This window comes from Neorhizobium sp. DAR64862/K0K3 (assembly GCF_050500185.1).
Classification (GTDB): Bacteria; Pseudomonadota; Alphaproteobacteria; order Rhizobiales; family Rhizobiaceae; genus Neorhizobium; species Neorhizobium soli.
In genome coordinates this window covers 1,014,907-1,033,297 of sequence record NZ_CP191449.1, presented here as the reverse complement: position 1 = coordinate 1,033,297, position 18,391 = coordinate 1,014,907, and the positions used below count along the sequence as shown (strand labels likewise).

16 protein-coding genes are annotated in these 18,391 nt (G+C 61.8%); 9 read left to right on the top strand and 7 right to left on the bottom strand.

Features of this window, described 5'->3' with window-relative positions:
* Window position 1: 1 nt before the first annotated feature.
* On the bottom strand, window positions 2–3,772 hold the full coding sequence (gene metH, locus ACQY1L_RS05125) for a methionine synthase (RefSeq protein ID WP_430243136.1): 3,771 nt from the start codon (window positions 3,770–3,772) through the stop codon (window positions 2–4).
* A 160-nt stretch (window positions 3,773–3,932) separates the two neighbouring features.
* Between metH and ACQY1L_RS05120 the strand changes: the two genes are divergently transcribed.
* Window positions 3,933–5,189: an AGE family epimerase/isomerase gene (locus ACQY1L_RS05120; protein WP_430243134.1), complete on the top strand. Its 1,257-nt coding sequence runs from the start codon at window positions 3,933–3,935 to the stop codon at window positions 5,187–5,189.
* Between the two features lie 16 nt (window positions 5,190–5,205).
* On the opposite strand, the gene ACQY1L_RS05115 is transcribed toward ACQY1L_RS05120, so the two are convergent.
* Complete coding sequence (locus ACQY1L_RS05115) at window positions 5,206–5,601, bottom strand: response regulator (RefSeq protein ID WP_062456056.1); 396 nt, start codon at window positions 5,599–5,601, stop codon at window positions 5,206–5,208.
* A 306-nt stretch (window positions 5,602–5,907) separates the two neighbouring features.
* Between ACQY1L_RS05115 and ACQY1L_RS05110 the strand changes: the two genes are divergently transcribed.
* The 4 genes from ACQY1L_RS05110 to ACQY1L_RS05095 all read left to right on the top strand — a co-directional run bounded on the left by ACQY1L_RS05110 (window position 5,908) and on the right by ACQY1L_RS05095 (window position 9,264).
* On the top strand, window positions 5,908–7,425 hold the full coding sequence (locus ACQY1L_RS05110; RefSeq protein WP_281400861.1) for a PAS domain-containing sensor histidine kinase: 1,518 nt from the start codon (window positions 5,908–5,910) through the stop codon (window positions 7,423–7,425).
* On the top strand, window positions 7,412–8,032 hold the full coding sequence (gene fixJ / locus ACQY1L_RS05105; protein ID WP_062456050.1) for a response regulator FixJ: 621 nt from the start codon (window positions 7,412–7,414) through the stop codon (window positions 8,030–8,032). Before ACQY1L_RS05110 ends, fixJ begins: the two co-directional genes overlap by 14 nt.
* A gap of 140 nt (window positions 8,033–8,172) precedes the next feature.
* Window positions 8,173–8,544 (top strand): transcriptional regulator, encoded by a 372-nt coding sequence (locus ACQY1L_RS05100; protein WP_430243131.1) that lies wholly within the window; start codon window positions 8,173–8,175, stop codon window positions 8,542–8,544.
* Between the two features lie 78 nt (window positions 8,545–8,622).
* Entirely contained in the window at window positions 8,623–9,264 is a 642-nt protein-coding gene (locus ACQY1L_RS05095) for a helix-turn-helix domain-containing protein (protein WP_430243130.1), read from the top strand.
* Between the two features lie 14 nt (window positions 9,265–9,278).
* Here ACQY1L_RS05095 and ACQY1L_RS05090 read toward each other — a convergent pair whose 3' ends face one another.
* From ACQY1L_RS05090 to ACQY1L_RS05070, 5 genes are all read right to left on the bottom strand, one after another.
* Window positions 9,279–10,007, bottom strand: a complete 729-nt coding sequence (locus tag ACQY1L_RS05090; protein WP_430243831.1) for a copper homeostasis protein CutC — start codon at window positions 10,005–10,007, stop codon at window positions 9,279–9,281.
* Between the two features lie 5 nt (window positions 10,008–10,012).
* The gene (locus ACQY1L_RS05085; RefSeq protein ID WP_430243128.1) at window positions 10,013–10,975 is read right to left on the bottom strand and encodes an ROK family protein; all 963 of its coding nucleotides are present in this window, start codon (window positions 10,973–10,975) and stop codon (window positions 10,013–10,015) included.
* Window positions 10,972–12,528 carry a VOC family protein gene (locus ACQY1L_RS05080; RefSeq protein ID WP_430243126.1) on the bottom strand — a complete coding sequence of 519 codons (1,557 nt, stop codon included), beginning with the start codon at window positions 12,526–12,528 and terminating at the stop codon, window positions 10,972–10,974. Before ACQY1L_RS05080 ends, ACQY1L_RS05085 begins: the two co-directional genes overlap by 4 nt.
* Window positions 12,529–12,641: 113 nt before the next feature.
* On the bottom strand, window positions 12,642–13,793 hold the full coding sequence (locus tag ACQY1L_RS05075; protein WP_430243124.1) for a M20 family metallopeptidase: 1,152 nt from the start codon (window positions 13,791–13,793) through the stop codon (window positions 12,642–12,644).
* Window positions 13,794–13,824: 31 nt separating this feature from the next.
* Window positions 13,825–14,397: a DUF922 domain-containing Zn-dependent protease gene (locus ACQY1L_RS05070; RefSeq protein ID WP_430243122.1), complete on the bottom strand. Its 573-nt coding sequence runs from the start codon at window positions 14,395–14,397 to the stop codon at window positions 13,825–13,827.
* A 185-nt stretch (window positions 14,398–14,582) separates the two neighbouring features.
* On the opposite strand from ACQY1L_RS05070, the gene ACQY1L_RS05065 reads away from it, so the two are divergent.
* The 4 genes from ACQY1L_RS05065 to ACQY1L_RS05050 all read left to right on the top strand — a co-directional run bounded on the left by ACQY1L_RS05065 (window position 14,583) and on the right by ACQY1L_RS05050 (window position 18,349).
* The gene (locus tag ACQY1L_RS05065) at window positions 14,583–15,335 is read left to right on the top strand and encodes a FadR/GntR family transcriptional regulator (protein WP_092660568.1); all 753 of its coding nucleotides are present in this window, start codon (window positions 14,583–14,585) and stop codon (window positions 15,333–15,335) included.
* Window positions 15,336–15,406: 71 nt separating this feature from the next.
* The gene (kdgD, locus tag ACQY1L_RS05060; protein ID WP_062581182.1) at window positions 15,407–16,312 is read left to right on the top strand and encodes a 5-dehydro-4-deoxyglucarate dehydratase; all 906 of its coding nucleotides are present in this window, start codon (window positions 15,407–15,409) and stop codon (window positions 16,310–16,312) included.
* A gap of 4 nt (window positions 16,313–16,316) precedes the next feature.
* Window positions 16,317–17,468: a mandelate racemase/muconate lactonizing enzyme family protein gene (locus tag ACQY1L_RS05055; RefSeq protein WP_092660565.1), complete on the top strand. Its 1,152-nt coding sequence runs from the start codon at window positions 16,317–16,319 to the stop codon at window positions 17,466–17,468.
* Window positions 17,468–18,349: an amidohydrolase family protein gene (locus ACQY1L_RS05050; RefSeq protein ID WP_430243120.1), complete on the top strand. Its 882-nt coding sequence runs from the start codon at window positions 17,468–17,470 to the stop codon at window positions 18,347–18,349. The genes ACQY1L_RS05055 and ACQY1L_RS05050 overlap by 1 nt, the downstream gene beginning before the upstream one ends.
* The last annotated feature ends 42 nt before the right edge of the window (window positions 18,350–18,391 follow it).

Here is an 18,391-nt window from a genome sequence, read left to right as displayed (position 1 = left end):
CCTAAGCGGCGTCTTCCACCGCCGCCACATTGGTCGTGATATAGTTGAGCACAGGCCCGAGCCAGCGTTCGACCTCTTCGATCGCCATGCCCTTGCGCGACGCGTAATCCTCGACCTGGTCCCGCTCCACCTTGGCGACGCCGAAATAGTAGCTGGCGGGATGGCCGATATAAAAGCCAGAGACGGATGATCCCGGCCACATCGCATAGCTTTCGGTCAGCGTCACACCTGTCGCCTTGGTGGCGTCGAGCAGCCTGAACAGCGTTTCCTTTTCCGTATGGTCGGGTTGCGCTGGGTAGCCGGGCGCCGGACGGATGCCCGCATACTGCTCGTGAATCAACTCGTCGCTCGTGAGCGTCTCGTCCGGCGCATAGCCCCAGTATTCCTGGCGCACGCGCTGGTGCATGCGTTCGGCAAACGCTTCCGCAAACCGGTCGGCCAGAGCCTTGACCAGGATCGACGAGTAGTCGTCGTTTGCCCGCTCGAACCGTTCGGCAATCGCTACTTCCTCGATACCTGCTGTCACCACGAAGCCGCCGACATAATCGGCCTTGCCGCTCGAAACCGGCGCCACGAAATCCGACAGCGCCACGTTCGGCCGGCCGTCGCGCTTGGACAGCTGCTGGCGCAGCGTGAACAGCGTCTCGAGCTCCGTGCTGCGCGTCTCGTCGGTATACAGCTTGATGTCGTCGCCGACAGCGTTGGCCGGCCAGAAGCCGATCACCGCCTGGGGCCGGAACCACTTCTCCGCAATGATTTTTTGAAGCATCGCCTGCGCATCCGCAAACAGATGACGCGCGGCCTCGCCCTGCTTCTCGTCTTCGAGAATGGCCGGATAGCGCCCCTTCAGTTCCCATGTCTGGAAAAACGGCGTCCAGTCGATATAGGTCGCGAGCTCCGCCAGATCGTAGCCTTCGAACACTTTCGTGCCGAAGAACTGCGGTGGCTTCGGATCGTAGGATGTCCAGTCGACCTTCTCGGCATTGGCGCGGGCACGCTCGATTGGAAGCCGCTTCTTGTCCGCTTCCGACCGGGCATGCGCCGCGGCGACCTTGGCATATTCGCCGCGGATCGTCTCGACATAGCCATCCTTGGCATCCGGCGACAAAAGCGCCGAGACGACGCCGACGGCGCGCGAGGCATCCGTGACATAGACCGCCTGGCCCCGCTCATAGCGTGGATGGATCTTGACGGCTGTATGAACCCGGCTGGTCGTGGCGCCGCCGATCAGCAGCGGCACGTTGAAACCCTGCCGCTCCATTTCGGCTGCCACATGCACCATTTCGTCGAGCGACGGCGTGATCAGGCCCGACAGGCCGATGATATCGACCTGCTCGGCAATTGCCGTTTCGAGGATCTTCGTCGCCGGTACCATCACGCCGAGATCGACGATCTCGTAATTGTTGCAGGCGAGCACGACGCCGACGATGTTCTTGCCGATATCGTGGACGTCGCCCTTGACAGTCGCCATCAGGATCTTGCCGGCCGTCTTGCGCTGGTCGCCGCCGTTGAGGCGCTTTTCCTCTTCCATGTAAGGCAGCAGCACCGCGACCGCCTGCTTCATTACGCGGGCGGATTTCACCACCTGCGGCAGGAACATCTTGCCCGAACCGAACAGATCGCCGACGACATTCATGCCGGCCATCAGCGGCCCCTCGATGACGTGCAGCGGACGCGCGGCTTGCAGCCGCGCCTCTTCCGTATCGGCGTCGATAAATTCGGTAATGCCGTTGACCAGCGCATGCGACAGCCGTTCTTCGACCGAACGCTCGCGCCAGGCGAGATCCTGGACCCTGGCTTCCTTGCCGGGGCCGCCACGATATTTTTCGGCCACTTCCAGAAGCCGCTCAGTCCCGTCTGCGCGGCGGTTCAGCACCACGTCCTCGCAGGCCTCGCGCAGTTCCGGATCGATGTTCTCGTAGATCGCCAGCTGCCCAGCGTTGACGATGCCCATATCCATGCCCGCCTGAATGGCATGGTACAGGAACACGGCATGCATCGCCTCGCGCACCGGCTCGTTGCCGCGGAACGAGAAGGACAGGTTCGAAACGCCGCCGGAAATATGCACAAGCGGCATGCGCTCGCGGATCGTCCGCGTCGCCTCGATGAAATCGACGCCGTAATTGTTGTGTTCCTCGATCCCGGTCGCCACCGCAAACACGTTCGGATCGAAGATGATGTCCTCGGGCGGAAAGCCCGCCTGCTCGGTCAGGATCTTGTAGGCGCGGCTGCAGATCTCGACCTTTCGGTCATAGGTATCCGCCTGGCCGGTCTCGTCGAACGCCATGACCACGACAGCTGCGCCGTAATTGCGGATCAGCTTGGCCTGCGCCAGAAACTTTTCCTCGCCTTCCTTGAGAGAGATCGAGTTGACGATCGGCTTGCCCTGAACGCATTTCAGTCCGCCTTCGATGATCTCGAACTTCGAGCTGTCGATCATGACGGGAACGCGCGCGATATCCGGCTCGGCGGCGATCAGGTTGAGAAACTCGATCATCGCCTGGCCCGAATCGATCAGGCCCTCGTCCATGTTGATGTCGATGACTTGCGCGCCGTTCTCTACCTGGTCGCGGGCAACGACCAGCGCTGCCGCATAATCTCCGGCGGTGATCAGCTTGCGGAATTTAGCCGAACCGGTGACGTTGGTGCGTTCGCCGACATTCACGAACGGAATGTCCTTGGTCAGCGTGAAGGGCTCGAGGCCCGACAGCGACATGAACGGCGAATGCTCCGGGATCTCGCGCGGCTTGTGCTTGGAGACTGCATCGGCAATCGCGCGGATATGCTCCGGCGTGGAGCCGCAGCAGCCGCCGACGACATTGACCAGACCTTCGCGGGCAAATTCCTCGACCTGCTTCGCCATCATCTCAGGCGTCTCGTCATACTGGCCAAACTCGTTGGGGAGACCAGCATTCGGATAGGCGCAGATGAACGTGTCGGAAACGCCCGACAATTCCTGGAGGTGCGGCCGCATGGCATCTGCGCCAAGCGCGCAGTTGAGGCCGATCGTGAACGGGTTCGAATGGCGCACCGAGTTCCAGAACGCGGACGGCGTCTGGCCGGACAGCGTACGACCGGAAAGGTCGGTGATCGTACCCGAGATCATGACCGGCAGGCGAATACCCTTCGCCTCGAAGCGCTCCTCGCAGGCAAAGATCGCGGCCTTGGCGTTGAGCGTGTCGAAGATCGTTTCGATCAGGATGATATCTGCACCGCCGTCGATCAGACCGTCGATCTGCTCGCCATAGGCAATCCGCAGGTCGTCGAAGGAGACAGCGCGGTAGCCTGGATTGTTGACATCAGGAGAAATCGAGGCCGTCCGGTTGGTCGGGCCGATAGCGCCGGCCACGAAACGGCGGCGGCCGTCTTCCTTTTCGGCGCGGATCGCGGCGCGGCGGGCAAGCCGTGCCCCATCGCGGTTGAGATCGTAGACGGCGCCTTCCATCTCGTAATCCGCCTGCGCGATACGGGTGGAAGAAAAGGTGTTGGTTTCGAGAATATCGGCGCCGGCCTTGGCGTAACGATAGTGGATATCCTCGATCGCCTGGGGCTGCGAGAGAATCAGAAGGTCGTTGTTGCCCTGCTGGTGACAGGCGCAACCAATGAAGCGTTCTCCACGAAAATGGTCTTCGTTGAAGCCGAGCCCCTGGATCTGGGTGCCCATGGCGCCATCTATCACGAGAATGCGTTCGCGTGCGGCCGCTTTCAGGGCTGCAAGGATTTCCGCGCCGTCGCGGCGATCGCCTTCGGGACCGAAGAGTTCATCAAACAAGGGACACACTCCTGAACAGCATCAAACGGTATTCATAATCATATAAAGATGCGTTTATATGATGTCCAGCCTCTGTGCCGTGAGCAATAAACGAATTGTCGATGACAGGCCATACTCCTGACGGTATAGCCTTGAAGCCGAAAGCAAAAGGGAGAGAAGCATGAGCGACGTGGGCCAGGTATCGAAATTCTGGAGCGATCTGCCTTACCACCGGCGCTGGCTACTGCAACAGGCTGACGGCCTGTTCGATTTCTTCCAGCACAGAGCCATCAATCCCAAGGGCGGCTTCTTCGATCTCGACCCCACCGGCAACCCGCTCCCCCTGGACAATCCCGTTCGCGGCATTCACGCGTCTGCCCGCATGGTACACTGCTATTCGATCGCCTATCTGCTCGGACGTCCGGGGTCAGGCGACCTGATCGACCACGGCATGAATTTTCTCTGGAACGGTCACCGCGACCAGACACATGGCGGCTATGCCTGGTCGATGAACGACGATGGCCCGGCCGACAGCAACAAGCAGGGTTACGGCCACGCTTTCGTGCTTCTCGCCGCATCCTCCGCAAAAGTCGTTGGCCATCCGCTCGCCGACGCGATGCTCGCCGACGTCACCGACGTGCTGGAGACCCGGTTCTGGAATATCGAACACGGCGCCATTGCCGAAGAATTCGCGCCCGACTGGTCCCCCATCGACGGCGGCAGCTACCGTGGCCAGAACTCTAACATGCACCTGACTGAAGCGCTGATGGCGGCCTTTGAGGCAACCGGCGAACGGCATTATCTGGACAAGGCCGAAAGCATTGCAGACCTCGTGATCAGGCGCCTCGCCGGCAGCGTCGGCTTCCGCGTCGCCGAGCATTTCGACAGCGACTGGCAGATCGACAAGAACTACTACCACCAGGACGAGATGTTCCGCCCGGCCGGCACGACGCCCGGCCACTGGCTGGAATGGGCAAGACTGACGCTGCAACTGTGGACGCTCGGCGACAAGAAGCACGCCTGGATGCCGGATGCGGCCAAGAACCTGTTCGTGCAGGCCATGTCACTCGGCTGGGACAAGGAAAAAGGCGGCTTTTTCTACACACTCGACTGGGACGACAAGCCCGCCAAGACCAACAAGCTCTGGTGGCCGATGTGCGAGGGCGCTGGCGCTGCGCATTTCATCAACCAGCATCTGCCGGCCGACAGCTTCTACGAAGACAGCTACAGGCTGATCTGGGGCACCATCGCCAACAAGTTCATCGACCACAAGAACGGCGGCTGGCACGAGGAACTGACGGAAGATCTGGTCCCGGCTCACACACTTTTTCCCGGCAAGGGCGACATCTATCACGCGCTGCAGGCATGCCTCATCCCGCTGTTTCCCGCGGATGGCAGCCTGACGAAGATGATCGTGGAGGCGGATGGCCGGATCTAACGGCCGGTTCCGCCGGTCAGCCGGCCGAGACCATGGAGCGGATCAGCGAGACAAGGCTGTCGTAGTCATAGGGCTTGGTCACCAGGCCCGAACGCGACAGGCCTTCGGCGCCTTCGACATTGCGATCGCCCGTCGCGAAGATGACCGGGAGATCCGGAAATTGGGCGCGGAGTTTGATGGTCAGTTGCAGGCCTGTCATGTCGGGCAGATGCACGTCGGTAACCAGGATATCGACCGGCTGCTCGGAGGCAAGGCCTAGCGCCTCACCCGCTGTGCCGGCTTCGACGACGCCCATGCCGGCATCCTGCAGGAAATCGGCTGTAGAGATGCGGATCAGGGCTTCGTCTTCTACGAACAAAACCTTGATCGGTGCGGCGCGCCCTTCATTTGCTTCGGCGGCTACGGTCGACATATCAAATTCTCCGGCAGCAGCCATGGCTGCGTGTGTGTTACCAGTCTGATTCTGGTTGATAACCTAGCGGAATGTTTAGGCCAAGGCCCAGCCTTATCGGGTTTACCGATCAATTGCACGCCGGGATGAACAGGGTTCCGGAGCGAATGCGTGGTTTCTCTGACATATGGTGAAAAGCATGTGTATGAAGACCCCTCCCCGATTTGCCCGTTGGACGCTGCATTTAAGCCTGTGCTACAACGCGTTCAAGACATCCGCGCCCGTCTCTCCGCGCGCCTGTCGATCGCCTTTTCAGTAGGATGAGCGATGATCCTAAGCGAAATGACCGGGCGCACCGAACGCTTCGTACAGTTCATTCAGAAACGTGATTTCACCCGTGGTGAGGTCTATCTCCTTGCTGTCGTCGGCTTCCTGGTCGGCTTTGCAGTTCGTCTGGCTCTGTCCGTTCCCATGAACGGCAAGGGGATCTACTTCTTTTTCGTGCCGTCGATCATCTTCGCCTCCGTCATCGGAGGCTTGAGACCGGGCGTGGTCGCCGCAATCCTCTCCGTAATCGGTGTCTGGGCGTTGAAGGAACTGTCACCCGTCAGCGCGACCTCGGCGGAACTGAGAGTGGTCGCTCTGACCAGCCTGGCAATCGCCGTCACCGGCAAGGTCCTGCATATCGCCCGGATCATCATCGCAAAGACCCAGGCCAAGGCCGAGGTTCGCGAGGCGCATCTGCGATCGATCCTCGACACCGTGCTCGATGCCACTATCGTCATTACCAAGGAAGGCATCATCGTCTCCTTCAATTCCGCGGCCGTTCGCCAGTTCGGATATACGGAAGACGAGGTCGTCGGACGCAACCTGCGTATCCTCATGCCGGAGCCCTACCACAGGGAGCATGACGGCTATCTCGAGCGCTACGCGCGCACCGGCGAGAAGCGGATTATCGGCCGGGATCGCGTCGTGGTCGGCCGTCGCAAGGATGGCTCCACCTTCCCGATGAAGCTTGCCGTTGGCGAAACCCGGTCGGGTGGCGAGACCTTCTATACCGGCTTCGTGCGAGATCTTACCGAACGCGCCGAATCGGCGGCACGATTGCAGGAAATGCAGGGTGAAGTTGCCCGTCTCGCGCGACTGAACGAGATGGGTGAAATGGCCTCGACCCTTGCCCATGAACTGAACCAACCGCTTTCGGCCATCGCGAATTATGTCCACGGCTGCGCAAGACTCCTGCGGGACATGGACGACGACATGGCGTCGCGATTGCGAGACGCGCTGAAGGAAGCCGGCAACCAATCGCTCCGCGCCGGGCAGATCATCAAGCACCTGCGCGAATTCGTGACGAAGGGTGAAACGGAGAAAGCACCCCACAACATACGCCGGCTGATTGAAGAAGCCGCGGCTCTGGCCTTGGTCGGCTCTCGGGAAAACGGCGTGCGGACGATGTTCGAATTCAACGACGGCCCGGAAATCGTCGTCGCTGACAAGATCCAGATCCAGCAGGTCCTGACCAATCTGATGCGCAACGCAATCGAAGCGATGCGCGACAGTGAGCGGAAAGAGCTCACGATCCGCACGCTGGTCCAGGACGACGAGCACGTGGCTGTGGTCGTCGAAGACACAGGCCCCGGGATTGCGGAGGAGATCGAGGCCCAATTGTTCAAGCCATTCGTGACGACCAAGGCGGGTGGTATGGGAATCGGACTTTCGATATGCAAACGTATTATCGAAGCCCATGACGGTGAGATGGTGGTCACCCGAAATGTCGCCGGAGGTGCCACGTTCCGGTTCACGCTGCCGTTGTACAAGGAGGACGAAGAGAATGCCGACCGCTGACTACGTGGTGCATATCGTCGACGATGAGGAGCCGGTGCGCAAGTCGCTCGCCTTCATGCTGACGATGAACGGATTTGCCGTGCGCGTGCATGAAAGCGCGACAGCCTTCCTGAAATTTGCGCCCGGAACTCGCAACGCCCTGCTCATCAGCGACCTCAGGATGCCCGATATCGGGGGTCTCGAGCTGATCAGGTCACTCGCCGCCCAGAAGATCCGGATGCCTGTGATCTTCATAACCGGCCACGGCGACGTGGCAATGGCAGTGGAAGCAATGAAGGCCGGCGCTGTCGATTTCATCGAAAAACCGTTCGACGATACGACCATCATCGAAGCAATCGAGCGGGCTGCCAAGCTTCTCGTCGAAAAGCCGACGGAAGTGACCGAGGTGCAGGAAGTGTTGAGCCGCCTCCAGTCGCTCAGCGATCGCGAGCGCCAGGTCCTTTTGGCAGTCGTTGCCGGCTTGCCGAACAAGTCGATCGCCTACGATCTCGACATCAGCCCCCGGACGGTTGAAGTCCACCGCGCCAACGTGATGGCCAAGATGCGGGCGCGCAGCCTGCCGCAACTGGTTCGGATGACCATGGCGGCCGGCTTCGACCAGGAGTGACGCCGAACCTGAACAAACGGACAATCCGCGATTTAATTGCAACTTCTTGATCTAACGCAAAGTCCGCTTGGGGCGTGGCGCGCATATTACAATCGGCGTCCAATGTCGCCCTAGCGCCCCCCGGATCCTGGATAGTCCACGTGTTGTCACTCTCGACCACTATTGCAGTGATCGCTCCGGATGCCGGGCTTAGACAGTCGCTGGCGTTCGCGCTGGAGGTCGAAGGTTTTCAGGTCCTCTCCTATGAAAGCTGGTGCGCGGGCCACGCTTCGGCAGCCTCGTCAGCGTGCACGATCATCGACTCCCACGAAGTCCACGGCAACCTCGACGCCCAGCACAAGCTTCTCGACTCTCCCAGCCGTTTCATCATGCTGGCAGACGGAATGACGCCGATCCCATCCAAAAACACGGCGCGCATCCTGATAAAGCCGTTCGATGGCGCGGAACTGCTGCGGATGGTGAGGGATTTCGCCCATCTCAGCCACGCCACGCCGGCACCGGTTGCTACGTAGAACTCCGTAGGGAGACACCTCAATATCGCCGAAGAGTGGCTTGCGGCATCCTAGCTCTGATCACTTGGAGGAAGAGCCGTGAACGCTCCGGTCGCGAACGCCCAGGCAAAGATGCTAAACGCAACGCCGATCGCGTTTCCGTGTTCCTCCGCACCAGTCACCCGGGTTACCCAGGTCCAGACCTATGCCGGCGGCAAGGAAATCTACACGCCCGGCGAGAAATCCGGCACGTTCTACGAGGTCGAATTCGGCGCCGTCCGCCTCCATCGGCTGCTGTCCGATGGCCGCCGTCAGGTCATCGGCTTCTACCTTGCCGGCGAGACCTTTGGTTTTGAAGCCGACCGCACGCATGCCTTTTTTGCGGAAGCGATCGTTCCGACGGGACTGCGCAGCATTTCCCAACCCGGCAATGGCGACGACATTCTGAAGCTCGCCTTGCGCGGCATGCTGCGCGCCCAGGAGCACCTGGCGGTCATCGGCCGCCAGACCGCGGTGGAGCGCATCGCCGGCTTCCTGCTGGACATGGCCAACCGCCAAGGCAATCTCGACCATTTCGACCTGCCGATGTCGAGGCTCGACATCGCGGATTATCTCGGCCTGACGATCGAAACCGTTTCGCGTGTGTTCGCAAAGCTGCGCGCATCCAACCTGATCAAACTGCAAAGCGTCCGCTGCGTGCAGATCCAGGACTTCAAGGCCCTCGCCAGCCTCTGCGCCTGAGGCTGAGCGAACCCTCAGCTGCCGACACCATCCAAGATCGTCCGCATCTCGCGCACGATGACTTCGCTTGTCCGGTATGATTGGTTAGCTTCAAAACCGAACTCGACAGCCCTGCCGTCACCGCGCTTGAGAACAGCGCGGCAGGAGCCGTGGACCTCGCGGGCACCGGTGCAGTTCAACAATTCGACAACGTTTGCCGGCGTGACCCCGCTGCCCGGCATGATCGACAACCGTGTCCCGGCTTGATCGACCAGTTGCTTCAACAGGTTCACGCCGTCTATGGCGCGCGGAACCAGCCCGGACGTCAGGATGCGCTCAACGCCGAGCGTCATCGCCACGTCGAGGGCCTCAACCGGATGCGGCACCAGATCGAAGGCACGGTGCAGCGTCACACCGAGACCGTCAGCATGTCGCATCAGGCGTTCGAGCAGCGCCACATCGAGACGGCCGTCGGCCAGATTCGCACCGATCACCACACCCGCCAACCCGGCGGACCGCACAGCGTCGATATCGCCGAGCATGGCGGCCTCGTCACCGAGACCGAAGACGAAATCCCCTGCCCTCGGTCGGATCATCGCATAGACCGGGGTCGACGCTTTCGCCGCCAGTGCCATCAGCCCCGGCGACGGCGTCAGTCCGCCCAGATCGAGCGCCGCGCAGAGTTCGATCCGGTCGGCCCCGCCTGCCACAGCCGCCTCGAACCCCTCAGGCGTATCGACACAGACTTCGAGCGTGATCCGCATCGCCATCAGCCCTCCTGCCGGCCGAGCACCGCTGCCCCGACCAGCCCACCATCCGCCTGCCGAAGCGCCGGGATCACCAATGGGTGACTTATCCGGTTGAGGATGCGTTTGCGCACTGCTCCGTCCAGCAGGTCGATCAGTGCCGGAACGGAGGCCAGTCCCCCTCCGACGGGCACGACCGACGCCCCTGTCGTGTTGACCGCAAGCGCCAGGGGATCGGCAATCAGTTCCAGCCAGACGGCGATCGTCTTTTCCGCCAACGCATCGCCGGCCTGCCAGTCTTCAATGATCGTGTGACTGGTCTCGGCTCTCTCATGGAGCAGGCCGTCGATACGCTCTATCCCGCGTGCGCCGCCGACCGTATCGGCACAGCCGGACTGGCCGCAACCGCAGGCCAGGCGCGGAATGTGGATCGTCTCGCCGGCGATCTCGACGGTCGTATTGACGATCGGCCCGTGGCCCCATTCGCCGGTCACGCCGCCCGCACCGCGCACCAGCTTGCCACCAATCGCCAGACCACCGCCGATCCCGGTGCCGATGATGGCGCAGAACACGACGTCATGGCCCTTGCCGGCACCTTCACTGGCTTCGGCAAGCGTCAGGCAATCGGCGTCGTTGGCCGCAACGACCGGCCTTCCGAGCCGCGCGGAAAGTTCCGCCGCCACGGGACGTCCTGTGATGCAGGGAATGTTGGCGGCAATCGAAACACCGGTCTTGGGATCGACGATCCCGGTGATCGACAACGCCAGCGGCGTCGAGTCATTGTCTTCGACCAGATGGGCATGCCGCGCGATCAGGTCAGACAGCGCTGCCACGAACGCATCCCAGTCGGACGCGGGTGTTGGAACCCGCTCCAGAGGCTCGATGACACCATGCGTCGGCGACACCGCGAACTTGATGAACGAACCGCCGATATCGGCACAGAATACCGGCTTGTCGTTTCCGGTCGTGAACACGTTACCTGTCAACCAATCCGCTCCTTGAGCCATTCGTGCACGATGACCTCGTCTTCCGCGCCGAGGCCGTGATCCGCGTCGAGTACCCGGACCGTCACGTCCGCCCCGGCCGTCCGTAGCCTGTCCTCGATCTCGCCGGCAAGTGGGCCGTAAAAATCGTTGGTGGCGCTGAGTGACAGGAACTCTGTCCCGGAAAGATCAACGACGGGGCGCTCTTCGAGCACGTTCATCGAGCGCAGAAGCACTGCTCTGCGGATGACCTCCGGGTAAAGCTGCATCGTCGCGCCGATCATGTTGCCGCCGTTGGAATAACCGAGGAACGCGGTGCGCGCCGGATCCGCGCCATAGGCCGGAGCGATATCCTCGATGAACCCGACGAAAGCCTCCACTTCCGAGGCTATCTCCTTCTGGTCGAACGTCGTCTGACTGAGCCTGCGGAAAAACCGCGGATAGCCCTCGTCCACGGAACGGCCGCGCAGACCGATCAGCATGGCATTGGGCGCCACTTTGCGGCCAAGCGGCAGCAGTGACGTTTCATTGGCGCCGGTGCCGTGCATCAGCACCAGCGTCGTGCCATCCCAGTCATCAGGCATGTGAACACGATGAACAAACGGCAGATCGCGGTAGATGACGCGCTCTTCGCCGGGGAGACCGAACTGCGGCAGCATCACCTTCAGCGCCTCGTGATCCGCCTTGAAATGCTTCGGAATGAACAGCTGGCTTCCGAGCGTCTCGACCGGTTCATCGGTGGCAAAACCCGGCCCGTCCGAGGCGAGTTCAATCAGCGTGCCGCCCGGCTCGCGCACGTAGAGCGAATGGAAATACTGCCGGTCGTGGATGTTCATTTCGCCCGCATCGGCAGCGGCAAGGTCTGCATACACCGCTTCGACCGCCGCGCGATCCGCAGCCCGGAAAGCGATATGATCGATCGCGCCCGTGCCCGGCGCCGACGTCCAGAAACCCGATGCATCGCGGACATCGACGATATCATGCGCATCCGAAACCAGCCGCTGGATGTTGCCTTCCCGGCTTCCAACAGCCAACCCCATATGCCTCACAAGGAATTCAGCGGTCTCCTGAGGCTTCTCGGAAAGGATCGTCGCGCCGTAAAGCCTGCGGACTGCGTTTTCTTCGGCGATACCGCCATCCGGCCACCAGACCCAGGGTCCCGTCTCCTCGACGCCGACGAGCTTGACGATGATACCGTCCGGATCCGTCAGCCGCAGCACGGGCTGGCCGAATTCCTGCGCCGGCCCGGATAGCTTGATGTTATATTGGAGGGCCCTCGTCAGCCAGAAGCCGATCGCTTCCGGCGAAATCTCCAGGCTGATCTCGCTCGGCGCCCCATGCCCGACCCGACCGAGCGATCCATCTTCCCAGGCGAGAAACGTCACGATCGATCCGGGCGATGCGGCACCGTCGCCGTAAAACAGATGCAACTGCTGCGCATCCTCGAAACCGGCGGTGCGTTTCACCAGCCGCAATCCGAGGAAGCCGACATAGAAGTCGACATTCGCCTGTATCTTGCGGGTGATGGCGGTAATGTGGTGCAGGCCGCTGGTCATGTCGGAATTCCCGATTGGTCTTCGATATCAGCCATATGGACGCAATTTCTGGACGATGAAAAGATGCCGTGACGGGTGCGGCCGGTGCCGCACCGTTCACAAAGCGGCACCCGTCAGGCTTCGGGCTCGAGCGACATCATCAGGTTGGCGAGAAGCGCCGTCCGCGGTGCGACGCTCGACAGCAAGATATGCTCGTCGAACGTATGCGCCCCCGCACCGTCGGCGCCAAGACCATCGAGCGTGGGCACGCCAAGCGCTGCGGTGAAATTGCCGTCGGAACCGCCGCCGGTCGTGACGCCCTCCAGCGCAATGCCCAGATCCGTTGCGACCTTCGCTGCGCTATCGAACAGTCTCCGCCCCGCATCCGACTGCGCGAATGGCGGCCGGTTCATCTGTCCATTGATCTCAAACGTAATATCCGGATCGACCGGCTGCATGGCGGCGATCTTCGCCGTGACTTCCGTGGCGGCCGCATCGTCGGGCACGCGCACATCCACCTGCATGCGGCATTCCGCCGGCACCGTATTGCGGCCGGTGCCGCCGCTGATCGTTCCGACCGTGACGGTGATGCCGCGCCCTGCGTCGTTCAGCGCCTCCAGATCGAGCACCAGCCTTGCTGCCGCCCGCACGGCGCTTCGTCCGTCCTGTGGCCGTGTGCCCGCATGCGAGGCCCGGCCACGCACGACGATATCGTACATCGCCACACCCTTGCGGGCGATGACGATCTTGCCGCCGTCGCGCGCCGGTTCCACCACCAGCGTATAACCGGCGCTGCGCGCGCATTCCTCCATGAAGGCCCGCGACGAAAAGCTTCCAACCTCTTCGTCCGGCACGAAAACGAGATCGACCGGCATTCTGCTGCCCTTCGCAACCGCGATCTTCAACGCCTCCAGCGCCATCAGCGCACCGGACTTCATGTCGTAGATGCCGGGTCCGTAGAGCTTGTCGCCGTCCTGGCGAAGTGGGAGCTGGTTATCGATCACGCCGATCGCATGGACCGTATCCAGATGAGCGAGCACCAGAACCGATCTCTCGTTGCTGCCTGCCTGCCGGGGTGATCGGACTGCGAGAATATCGCCGAACCCGAGCGTGCCCGGCAGCCGTTCGATGGAAAGCCCGGCCTTTTCCGCGATTGCTTCGACGCGATCAACCAGACGGTTCACCGCCGCCGCATTGCCGGAGGGTGTCTCGATCCGCACCCACTCTTTCAGCTCTTCGATCAGAGCCTCGGCATCGACATCACCAGCGGAAAGAACCTGCGTCATTGAAAGCTTCCTTTGAAAAATTCGCCTGTCTCTAGCGCTCGTTGACGAGCTGGAGGATCAGCTGCTGCACGTTGCCGCCATCGCCGAGTTCTACCTTGTCGAAATCCCGGTTGCGTTGCTGATGGGCGGGAAAGATGACGGCGATCTTACTCTGCAGTTCAGTCCGCACCTTGGTGCATTTCGGATCGTTAGGCACCGAAAGCCCGATACTGGCCGCTTCGATCTGGCGCACGAGATCCTCGATCATCGCGCCGTGGACCCGCTCATGCCGGCGCACGCCGTCAGTAAACGCGTCCCATTTCTGCTGAAGCTCGGGCGAAAGCTTAGAGACAAGCTTCGGCAGTGTGTAGATGATGACGATGTTGGGCCGCGCCGAAACCAGCGTGCAGGCGCCGTCCGGCTGCGGTTCGTATTTGCGCGACCAGGTCAGCTTGAAATCCGTATGGGCAATCGCCCGAACCTGGCTGCCGACCTTGGGGCCGTTTTCGCCGATCGAGGAGTAGAGCTCGATGCCGGACGTGCCTTTAACCGGATAGGTCTTCACCTTCTCCACCGGCTTCCACTGCGCCTGCGCCGCCGCCGGCCAGAGGAAAAGAGCACACAACAGACCGATACACCGAACTCTCTCGCGCACTCATCACCGGACATCTGAAATCAATGCCGCAACCTAGAGACAAGTGCGGCCGCTTTCAACTGCCGCAAAGGCTCCATAAGCAAAAGCCGTGACAACGAAGCCGACTTATCATACAGGTTAAGGGGAGCAGATAACGAGAGCGCAAGGAGAGACGAATGGCTGGAGAGACGCGGCTGGAGCCGGCAAAGGGTGCAGGAACGCTGGTGTCTCAGCTGACGGATACATTGCGCCAGGCGATCGCCGCCGGCCAGTTTACCGCCGGCGCGCGGCTGCCGAGCGAAGCGCAGCTGACCGAAACCCACGGCGTCAGCCGCACCGTTGTGCGCGAGGCGATCGCCGCACTCCGCGCCGACCGTCTTGTGGAAGCGCGCCAGGGTGCCGGCGTCTTTGTGCTGGAACCACGGCAAAACACCCAGCCCACGATGCTCTCGCTCAACAATATCGATCTTGCTCAGGTGTCCTCGATGATCGAGCTCCTGGAGCTCAGAACCGCCGTCGAAGTCGAGGCTGCAGGCCTTGCAGCGGTGCGTCGCTCGCCCGCGCAGGAGGAAAGCATCTTCGAACACCACCACGCCGTCCGCGCCTGTCTCGAGGCAGACAAGCCGACCAGCGAGGCGGACTTTGCCCTCCATCTCGCCATTGCCGAAGCGACGAACAACCCTCGCTTCCGCGAATTCCTCACCATGATCGGCAAGCGGCTGATCCCCCGTGCGGCCCTGCGTCCGGACGATTCCGAATCCGATCAGGCGGCCTATATCGCCCTTCTCGACAAGGAGCATGACGCGATCGTCGTGGCAATTTCGGAAGGCGACGAAGAAGGCGCAAGGCAGGCCATGCGCAGCCATCTGCGTGGCGCGCAACTGCGCTACCGGACGTTGCTGCGCGAAGTTCGCCAATCTGTCAGATGACGTGTTGACACAAATTCATCATACATGTACGACAACATTGTCTGGAGGAGACACTGAGAGGATAACACTACATGACGCCTGAAGAGATCAAGGCAGCGCTTGGCGCCGGCCTGCTGTCGTTCCCTGTGACCCATTTCGATGCCGAGGGCCAGTTTCAGCCTGAAAGTTATCAGCGTCATATCGAGTGGCTTTCCGGCTTCGAGGCGCCCGTTCTCTTTGCCGCCGGCGGCACCGGAGAATTCTTCTCGCTGGCACCCGACGAAATTCCCGCAATCGTGAAATCCGCCAAGGAAGCGTCCGGCAAGACCGCGATCGTGTCGGGCTGCGGCTTCGGCACGCATGTGGGCGTCGATCTTGCAAAGAAGGTCGAGAAAGCAGGCGCGGACGGCATTCTGCTGCTGCCCCACTACATGATCGATGCGCCGCAGGAAGGCCTGTACAAGCATGTGAAGGCGATCTGCCAGTCGGTCGGCATCGGCGTCATGGTCTATAACCGCGACAACTCCGTGCTTCAGGTCGACACGCTGCAGCGGCTCTGCGACGAATGCCCGAACCTGATCGGCTTCAAGGACGGCACCGGCGACATCGGCCTCGTGCGCCAGATCACCGCGACGATGGGCGACCGGCTGATGTATCTCGGCGGCATGCCGACGGCGGAACTGTTCGCCGAAGCCTATCTCGGTGCCGGCTTCACCACCTATTCGTCGGCCGTCTTCAACTTCGTGCCCGGTCTTGCCGTCGAGTTCTACAAGGCGCTGCGGGCCGGCAATCGCACCCGCTGCGAACAGATCCTCACCGAATTCTTCTACCCGTTCATGGCGCTTCGCGGCCGCCGCAAGGGTTATGCCGTCTCGGCCATCAAGGCCGGCGTGCGTCTGCAGGGTTTCGATGCCGGCAAGGTCCGCCCGCCGCTTGATGACCTGACGGAAGAAGAAGAGCAGATCCTGCTGAAGCTCATCGGCGATCAGAAGCGGTGAACCCATGAAGATCGCTTCGGTCCGCACCCACCTTCTTGAACACAGGCTGGATGTCGCCTTCGAAAGCGCCTCGATGCGCTTCGACCGCCGCGCCCATATCCTGGTCGAGATCGAGTGCGACGACGGAACCATCGGCTGGGGCGAATGCCTTGGCCCGGCCCGGCCCAACGCAGCTGTGGTGGCGGCGTATACAAACTGGCTGATCGGCGAAAACGCGCTGGAAACCGAAAAGATCTGGGCGCGGCTTTATAACGCGTTGCGTGACCAGGGCCAGCGCGGCCTTGCCGTCACTGCACTCTCGGGCATCGACATCGCGCTCTGGGACATCAAGGGCAAGCATTTCGGCGTGCCTGTTTCCATCCTGCTCGGAGGCCGTTTTCGCGAAAGCGTCAAGGCCTATGCCACCGGCAGCTTCAAGCGCGACGGCGTCGACCGCGTAGAGGACAATGCCCGCGATGTCGCCCGCTACCGCGACGAGGGTTTCCACGCGACGAAGATCAAGATCGGCTTCGGCGTCGAGGAAGACCTTCGCGTCATCCGCGCCGTGCGGGAAGCAGCCGGTCCCGATATGCGCCTGATGATCGACGCCAACCACGGCTATGACACCATCGAAGCCGTCAAACTCGGCAACGCGGCGGCACAATACGATATCGACTGGTTCGAGGAGCCCGTCGTGCCGGAACAGCTGGCGGCCTACCGCGAAGTGCGCGCCCGCCAGCCGATCCCGGTTGCCGGCGGCGAAACCTGGCACAGCCGGTGGGGCATGCGCGAGCCCGTGGAAACCCGCGCCGTTGACATTCTCCAGCCGGATCTTGCCGGCGTCGGCGGGTTTACCGAGGCCAAGCGCGTCGCCGATCTCGCGGCGCTCCATGGTATCCGCGTTGTGCCCCATGTCTGGGGCACGGCCGTCCATATCGCAGCAGCCCTGCAGTTCATGGCGGCGATGATCCCGAGCCCGGTTCGTGTCAATCCGATCGAACCCATTCTCGAATTCGACCGCACCGACAACCCTTTCCGCCAGGCGGTGATCAAAACACCGATCGAACATCGGCACGGCGTGGTGCAGATCCCCGATGGCCCTGGTCTCGGGATCGAGATCAACCGCGATGCGCTCAAGGAATTCAAAATGCCTGAACCGAAGTCGGGAGACGTCTGATGCTTGTTCGTCCGCTCTCCGGAGACGCGCCAACGGCCAAACTGCCGTCGGGCGCAGTCGACTCGCAGATGCATATGTACCTGCCGGGTTTCCCATCGCAGCCCGGCGGCCCAGGCCTGCCAGTCGGAACTCTCCCCGATGCGGAGCAGTATCGCCAGTTCATGGCATGGCTCGGCATCGATCGTGTCGTAATCACGCAGGGCAATGCCCACCAGCGCGACAACACCAACCTGGTCGCCTGCCTGAAGGAAATGGGCGGTGTTGCCCGTGGCGTCGCTGCAGTCGCGGGTGATGTCTCCGATGGCGAACTCGACCAACTCGCCGAAGCCGGTATTGTCGGCCTGCGCATCATGGATCTGCCCGGCGGTGCCGTGGACCTTTCGGCGCTCGAAGCACTCGACGCCAAGGCTGCCGCCCGCGGCTGGATGCTCGCAGTCCAGTTCGACGGCAGCAACATCCTCGAGCATGAGCCACGCCTTGCCAAACTCAAGAGCCGCTGGGTGTTCGACCATCACGGCAAGTTCTTCTCCGGCGCAACGCCAGAGGGCCCGGAGATCGCAGCCGTCAAGCGACTGATGGATATCGGCAGATGCTGGTTCAAGTTTGCAGGCGTCTACGAGTCCTCGAAGTCCGGCGCACCTGACTATGCCGACGTCGCGGCCTTCTCGCGCGACATCGCCGCCTATGCGCCTGAACGCATCGTCTGGGGCAGCAACTGGCCGCACAACCTTGCACGCGAGCAGAAGGACTATCCGGACGACGTCGCGTTGACCGACACGGTTCTAAGCTGGCTGGCGGACGAAGAAGCGCTTGAGCTGGCGCTCGTGAAGAACCCGGAACAACTGTTTGGCCTTCCGGACTGGAGTGCATCGACCAAATAAATTTAATCACCGCCGGCGCGTGGAGGCGACGGCTTTTTGGAG

What these genes read in the sequence shown, in the direction of transcription:
- ACQY1L_RS05120 (WP_430243134.1), top strand. Translation starts at nt 3,933, where the DNA reads ATGAGCGACGTGGGCCAGGTATCGAAATTCTGGAGCGATCTGCCTTAC.
- ACQY1L_RS05115 (WP_062456056.1), bottom strand. Translation starts at nt 5,601, where the DNA reads ATGTCGACCGTAGCCGCCGAAGCAAATGAAGGGCGCGCCGCACCGATC.
- ACQY1L_RS05110 (WP_281400861.1), top strand. Translation starts at nt 5,908, where the DNA reads ATGATCCTAAGCGAAATGACCGGGCGCACCGAACGCTTCGTACAGTTC.
- fixJ (WP_062456050.1), top strand. Translation starts at nt 7,412, where the DNA reads ATGCCGACCGCTGACTACGTGGTGCATATCGTCGACGATGAGGAGCCG.
- ACQY1L_RS05090 (WP_430243831.1), bottom strand. Translation starts at nt 10,007, where the DNA reads ATGCGGATCACGCTCGAAGTCTGTGTCGATACGCCTGAGGGGTTCGAG.
- ACQY1L_RS05080 (WP_430243126.1), bottom strand. Translation starts at nt 12,528, where the DNA reads ATGACCAGCGGCCTGCACCACATTACCGCCATCACCCGCAAGATACAG.
- ACQY1L_RS05075 (WP_430243124.1), bottom strand. Translation starts at nt 13,793, where the DNA reads ATGACGCAGGTTCTTTCCGCTGGTGATGTCGATGCCGAGGCTCTGATC.
- ACQY1L_RS05065 (WP_092660568.1), top strand. Translation starts at nt 14,583, where the DNA reads ATGGCTGGAGAGACGCGGCTGGAGCCGGCAAAGGGTGCAGGAACGCTG.
- kdgD (WP_062581182.1), top strand. Translation starts at nt 15,407, where the DNA reads ATGACGCCTGAAGAGATCAAGGCAGCGCTTGGCGCCGGCCTGCTGTCG.
- ACQY1L_RS05055 (WP_092660565.1), top strand. Translation starts at nt 16,317, where the DNA reads ATGAAGATCGCTTCGGTCCGCACCCACCTTCTTGAACACAGGCTGGAT.
- ACQY1L_RS05050 (WP_430243120.1), top strand. Translation starts at nt 17,468, where the DNA reads ATGCTTGTTCGTCCGCTCTCCGGAGACGCGCCAACGGCCAAACTGCCG.